A 5,480-nucleotide genomic window follows, 5' to 3' on the forward strand; every position below is an offset into this window, starting at 1 on the left:
CTGCTGGAGCGTGTGGCGGCGGCGCGAGACCTGCTGCTCGTGACCGGCCAACCGGCCCATCGCCGCGTGCAGTTCGGGGTCGGTACGGGCGTCGAGGTCGGACAGTTCCACCTCGGAGAGCATCTCCTCGGCGAGCAGCCGCACCCGCTCCGTCAGAGGCGTGCCGAGCGTGACGTGCCGGGCCGAGGAGCGCACCCGCGACGGCCCGTCGGTCAGGATCTCCGAGAGCCGGTCCACCACGGGCCCGTCCGCGCCGGCCGCCCCGCCCCCGGCAGGGCCGCCACCGCCCGCGCGGCCCTCCTCCGCGTTCGCCGCAGGCGCCTCGGAGCCGCCGCGCCGGGCCAGTTCGGCACGCAGGATGTCGATCCGCCCGTGCAGCATGCGCCGCAGGTACGACAGGTCGGCCTCCTCCCGCTGCGCTTCACGGCGCAGGGTGCGCAGCGCCGCCAGATCCATCGCGCCCAGGTCGGACGCGGGCGGATCGGCGAGCGGGCCGCATGCCGCGGGCGGCCGTAGTGGGCCTGTAGCGTCGGCCTTCAGCATGGGTTGGCCCTTCCTGCTGTGCGATCCGCCGCGGAAGCGGCGGCCCTCGATACGGCGGTGCCGGGCGCCGTGGACAGCGCCCGTCGCGCGGTGCCGGACGTCTCTCCGGCGCCGGATCTGGTCATCCCTGTCGTCCCCTCCGGGCGTGCCGCACGCCCCTCCCGGCTTTGATGCTGCCATCTGCCACTGGCACCCCGCAGCGACTCTGCACCCGAACGGCCGTCACAACAGTTGTGCGACCCCGCCGACCGGGCGTACACCGCCGCCGCGTCCCGTGCTCTCACCCGTGTGAGGTACGGCCGCCGCGACCCGTAACAATGGGTGCATGCGAGCGGTGGCCCAGCGGGTGAGCGAAGCGAAGGTCGTCGTCGACGGGGAGATCGTCGGCGCCATCCAGGGACCGGGGCTGTGCGTCCTGGTCGGCGTGACGCACGACGACACGAAGGAGAAGGCGGCGGCGCTCGCCCGCAAGCTGTGGAGCCTGCGGATTCTGCCCGAGGAGCGGTCCTGCTCCGACATCGACGGGCCGCTGCTCGTGGTGAGCCAGTTCACGCTTTACGGTGACGCCCGGAAGGGGCGCCGGCCCACGTGGAACGCGGCCGCGCCCGGCGCCGTCGCCGAGCCCCTCGTCGACGAGGTGGTCGCGCAGCTGCGCGGGCTCGGGGCGACCGTCGCCACCGGGGTCTTCGGCGCCGACATGAAGGTCTCCCTCACCAACGACGGGCCCTTCACGGTCGTCATCGACCTCTGACGCCTCCGCCCGGGCCGCCCGGCCCCGTCCGCCCCGGACCTTGCGGTGCGCGGGCGGCGTGTCGCGCGGTCCTCCCCCTCCGGGGCGAACCGCGCGACGGGCAGCTACGGCGCGACCACGGTCTCCTGGGCCGCCGCGGTGTTCTCGTCGGCGATCAGCGTCGCGTTCTCCGGGGTGTTCCGCTTGACCAGGGCGAGGGCGATGGGGCCCAGCTCCCAGTGCCGGGCGGAGGAGGTGATGAAACCGATCGCGCGTCCCTCGGCGGGGTCGGCGCCTTCGACGGCGACGCGGACGGGGGCGCCGTGGGCCGGCAGCCGTACCTCGCTGCCGTCGAGGTGGAGGAAGACGAGGCGGCGCGGCGGCCGCCCGAGGTTGTGCACGCGGGCAACGGTCTCCTGGCCGCGATAGCACCCCTTCTGCAGGTGCACCGCGCTCTCCAGCCACCCCAGCTCGTGCGGGATCGTACGGTGGTCGGTCTCCAGGCCCAGCCGCGGCCGGTGCGCCTCGATCCGCAGCGCCTCGTGGGCGAGCACGCCGGCCGCCGGGCCCGCCGTGGGCGCGAAGTCCGCCAGCTTGTCGCGCGGCACGAACACGTCGCGGCCGTACGGCGTCTCGCGCACCGCCCACTCCAGGGGCACCTGGGTGATCGACCCGGCGGGCAGGTACACCACCGCGTACTGGTCGGTGGCGTCGGCGATCTCGACCCGGTAGAAGAACTTCATGCTCTCCAGGTAGCCGAGCAGCGCCTCCTGGGTGCCGGGCTCGATGTGCATCCATGTGGTGGTGCCGTCGTCGACCAGGTACAGGGCGTGCTCGATGTGGCCGTGCGCGGACAGGATCAGCGCCTCGGTGGCCTGGTGCGGCGGGAGCTGCTCGACGTGCTGGGTGAGCAGCAGGTGCAGCCAGGAGAGCCGGTCCGCCCCGCTGACGGTGACGACTCCGCGGTGCGACAGGTCCACGAAACCGGTGCCGTCCGCGAGCGCGCGCTGCTCGCGGAACAGGTCGCCGTAGTGGGCGGCGACGCCTTCGTCAGGGCCTTCTGCGGGGACGGCGCCGGGCAGCGACAGCAAAGGGCTCTTGTTCATGCGGTCAAGCGTACGGCGCTAGCTCGTCTGCGCGGCCTTGCGGGCACAGTCCCGGCAGCGGCCGAAGATCGCGAAGTGCTTCATGTCCGTCTCGAAGCCGAACTCCGCCCGCAGCTCGTCCTTGAGCGGGGTCGCGAGGCTCACGTCGGCCTCGGTCACCCGGTCGCAGTCCCGGCAGACCAGGTGCATGTGGTCGTACCGGTCGGCGAGGTGGTAGGTGGGGGCGCCGTGGCCCAGGTGGGCGTGGTTGACCAGGCCCAGTTCCTCCAGCAGCTCCAGGGTCCGGTAGACCGTGGAGATGTTGATCCCGGAGGCGGTCTTGCGCACCTCGCACAGGATGCCGTCGGGCGTCGCGTGGCCGAGGGCGTCGACGGCCTCCAGGACAAGCTCGCGCTGCGGGGTCAGCCGGTACCCGCGCTGCCGCAGATCGCTCTTCCAGTCGATGCTCGCCACAGGCCCAGTGTAGGTACGCCTACTTGAAGAAGGCGATCCCGTCGTCGGGAAGGTCCTTCACATCGGCAGCCCACTCCTTGGGGTCCACCACCTTCTTCAGGTGCGCGGACATGTACGCGCGCAGCGGCACCTCCGGGGTGGCCTTCTCGCCGACCCACATCAGATCGCTGTTGACGTACCCGTAGAGCCGCTTGCCGCCGCTGTACGCGGGGGCCACCGACAGCCGCGCCACCGCGTCCGTGACCAGGTCGATCTGCGGCTTGCCGTCGGCCAGCTCGCCGGTCCAGATCTCCACCACGCCCTCGTCGCGGGTGGTGGTCACGTCCACCTTGCGCTCGGCGTCGATCCGCCAGTAGCCGGTCTCGGACTCCAGCGGCCTGACCTTGCGGCCCTCCTCGTCCAGCACCCAGGTGTGCGAGGTGTACTCCAGGAACGGCCGTCCGTCGTGGGTGAAGGCGACCTCCTGCCCGAAGTTGCACTTCTCGGCGCCGGGGAAGTCGTGCACGCCCGCGCCGGTCCAGCGGCCGAGCAGGAAAACGAGCGGGACCAGACTCGGATGCAGGTCGGAGGGGATCTCGATCATGTCAGCGCTGGCCCTGGTACAGCTTCTTCACCGCGTAGAGCGCGAACGCGGCGACGCCCAGGCAGACCAGGACGAGCAGGGCGTCGAAGTAGTACTGGATTTCCACGGACGGGCTCCTCGGGCGGCAGACGGTGCAGGTCCGCGCACGGGTACGGCACGGGCCGCGGACAAGTCTAGTGCGCGGCCCCGCCACGGGCGCGGCCAGGCCGCGCCCGTGGCGGCTCAGCCCGGCGGCTCAGCCCGGCGGCTCAGCCCAGCAGCTGGGCCTGTAGCCGGACCGTCTGGTGGAACGGCACCGCGGGCAGCGGGCCCTTGCGGGTCTGGACCACCAGCGCGAGCGTGTCGCCCGCGCTGAGGGTCGCGTAGCGGGTCGAGGTGGCACCGTCCGACTTCACCTCGGCCCAGGCGGACACGTCGACCGCCCGCGGGATCGACGGGGACTTCGCCTTGACGTCGGAGACGGCGTGCGGGGCGCCCTTGATCTCGTTGCCCCCGATGGCGTCGAAGCAGACGACGCGGTATCCGGTGCTGAGGAACTGGAGCAGGTAGACCTCGGTCCTGGTGCCGTCGGGCATGGTCCAGGCCCGGGCGGCGATGTGCCGCAGCGCGTCGTCGCGCAGCTCCAGGCGCGCGCTCTTCGCGACGTCCGGGAACGCGAAGTTGTACCGCTTCAGGTAGATCGCGACCGGCAGCCACCCGGCCGTACCGGGGAAGGAGCGGTCCGGCACGGCCTGTTCGGGCAGCGGCAGCAGCAGCGACCGCTCGTCGGCGTAGTGCACGCCGGCGGAGTTGGCCGGGCTCAGCGGGCGCGGCCTGCCCGCGGGCAATTTCGGCAGCGCGACCGACGGATACGTCCAGCGGCCGTCGTCGGGCGTCTTGAGCCCCGGGATCCTCGTCCGCTCCGGCTGCGTCACGGCGTACGTCGCCGCTCCGCCGAGCGCGGCGAAGACCAGCAAGGCCGCCGTCCACCGGACCGCGGCCCGCAACTTCCGCCTGGGCGGCCGCGGCAAGGTGGGCGGTGGCGGCGGGACCGGAAGTTCGGACTGGCCCGTCGGTTCGGGTCGGACCGACGGTTCGGGCGCTACGGCCTCGTCGCCCGGCGGCACGGAGGTCGGCTGTTCCGGGGCCGCCGTCTCAAGCGCCTGCCCAGGCGCCCGCTCGGGCGCCGACTCAGGCGCCCGCTCAGGTGTTGTCCCAGCTGTCGTCTCCGTCATCAGATCGTCATCCCCGGGTCCTTGATCCGGTCGAGCTGCCTGCGCAGCAGGTCGGCCGCGTCGGACTTCGCCAGCGGCCGCGTGCCGTCGACCGTCATCGTCACCATCAAGTCGCCCTCGGTGGCCTGGCAGGTCATCGTGTCCAGGAGGTCACCCGGCTCGGCGGTCGGCAGGACGCAGGTGGCCTTCGGGTAGCCCTTGACCTTCGGGCCGGTGCGGAAGATCCCCATGGCCTTGGTGAAGGCGGTGAAGTAGTCCGTCTCGGCCCTCGCCGCCTCCTTGTTCTTCATCTGCACGATCCGCAGCTGGACCACCAACTCGCCGCCGGACTGGGCGTAGGTCCGCAACCCGGCGCTCTCGATGTGCAGGTCGTTCAGGGCCTCGTTCAGCTTCTTGCGCTCCTTGGCGGACATGTCCCGGGAGTCGCCCCTGACCAGTTGCCGCGCCTGCTTGGCGTCGAGCGCGACATCGTTGCCGTAGCCGTCCACGTCGGGGCCGGGCAGGTAGCCGGCGGGCACCGGCAGGAGCAGCATCTGCGGGCTGCCGGAGTGGCTGCCACCGGACATCGTGCCGAACGCCTTGGTGGCGGTCGGGGTCGGCTCGGTCCACGGTGTGACGGGGGGCTTCGCGTCCGCCCCGCCGTCCTTGCCGTGCAGCACGGCGTACCCGACGCCGCCGCCCGCCACGACCGCGACCAGCACGGCGGCGAGCCCGAGGGCGAGCCCGCGCCTGGACCGTACGGGGGCGGGCCCGGCATCTGCCGGCGGAAACGACGGGAGCACCGGGGGCGCCGGAACCGGCGGCACATCCGGGGTGATGGCCTGGGCCTCGGCCGGGGGTACGGCCGGGGG

General features: G+C 72.6%; 7 protein-coding genes. 1 reads left to right on the forward strand and 6 read right to left on the reverse strand.

Going from position 1 to position 5,480, the window contains the following annotated elements:
- Positions 1-543: RsiG family protein (locus tag AC13HU_RS31250; protein WP_483045343.1), on the reverse strand; the 543-nt coding region annotated here is incomplete at its 3' end.
- Positions 544-868: 325 nt separating this feature from the next.
- On the opposite strand from AC13HU_RS31250, the gene dtd reads away from it, so the two are divergent.
- The gene (dtd, locus tag AC13HU_RS31255; RefSeq protein WP_483045344.1) at positions 869-1,294 is read left to right on the forward strand and encodes a D-aminoacyl-tRNA deacylase; all 426 of its coding nucleotides are present in this window, start codon (positions 869-871) and stop codon (positions 1,292-1,294) included.
- Positions 1,295-1,398: 104 nt separating this feature from the next.
- On the opposite strand, the gene ygfZ is transcribed toward dtd, so the two are convergent.
- The 5 genes from ygfZ to AC13HU_RS31280 all read right to left on the reverse strand — a co-directional run.
- Entirely contained in the window at positions 1,399-2,379 is a 981-nt protein-coding gene (gene ygfZ / locus AC13HU_RS31260; RefSeq protein WP_483045345.1) for a CAF17-like 4Fe-4S cluster assembly/insertion protein YgfZ, read from the reverse strand.
- Positions 2,380-2,397: 18 nt separating this feature from the next.
- The gene (locus AC13HU_RS31265) at positions 2,398-2,832 is read right to left on the reverse strand and encodes a Fur family transcriptional regulator (protein ID WP_483045346.1); all 435 of its coding nucleotides are present in this window, start codon (positions 2,830-2,832) and stop codon (positions 2,398-2,400) included.
- Positions 2,833-2,851: 19 nt separating this feature from the next.
- Positions 2,852-3,415 carry a heme-binding beta-barrel domain-containing protein gene (locus AC13HU_RS31270; protein ID WP_483045347.1) on the reverse strand — a complete coding sequence of 188 codons (564 nt, stop codon included), beginning with the start codon at positions 3,413-3,415 and terminating at the stop codon, positions 2,852-2,854.
- 248 nt (positions 3,416-3,663) lie between these two features.
- A complete protein-coding gene (locus AC13HU_RS31275) occupies positions 3,664-4,371 on the reverse strand; it encodes a hypothetical protein (protein WP_483045348.1) in 708 nt (235 codons plus the stop codon).
- 257 nt (positions 4,372-4,628) lie between these two features.
- The coding region (locus AC13HU_RS31280; RefSeq protein ID WP_483045349.1) for a hypothetical protein at positions 4,629-5,480 on the reverse strand (852 nt) is incomplete at its 5' end.

The organism is Streptomyces sp. NH27, from assembly GCF_056859195.1.

Excerpts from the sequence above, each read along its gene's own strand:
- AC13HU_RS31270 (WP_483045347.1), bottom strand. The coding sequence starts at position 3,415 with ATGATCGAGATCCCCTCCGACCTGCATCCGAGTCTGGTCCCGCTCGTT.
- dtd (WP_483045344.1), top strand. The coding sequence starts at position 869 with ATGCGAGCGGTGGCCCAGCGGGTGAGCGAAGCGAAGGTCGTCGTCGAC.
- ygfZ (WP_483045345.1), bottom strand. The coding sequence starts at position 2,379 with ATGAACAAGAGCCCTTTGCTGTCGCTGCCCGGCGCCGTCCCCGCAGAA.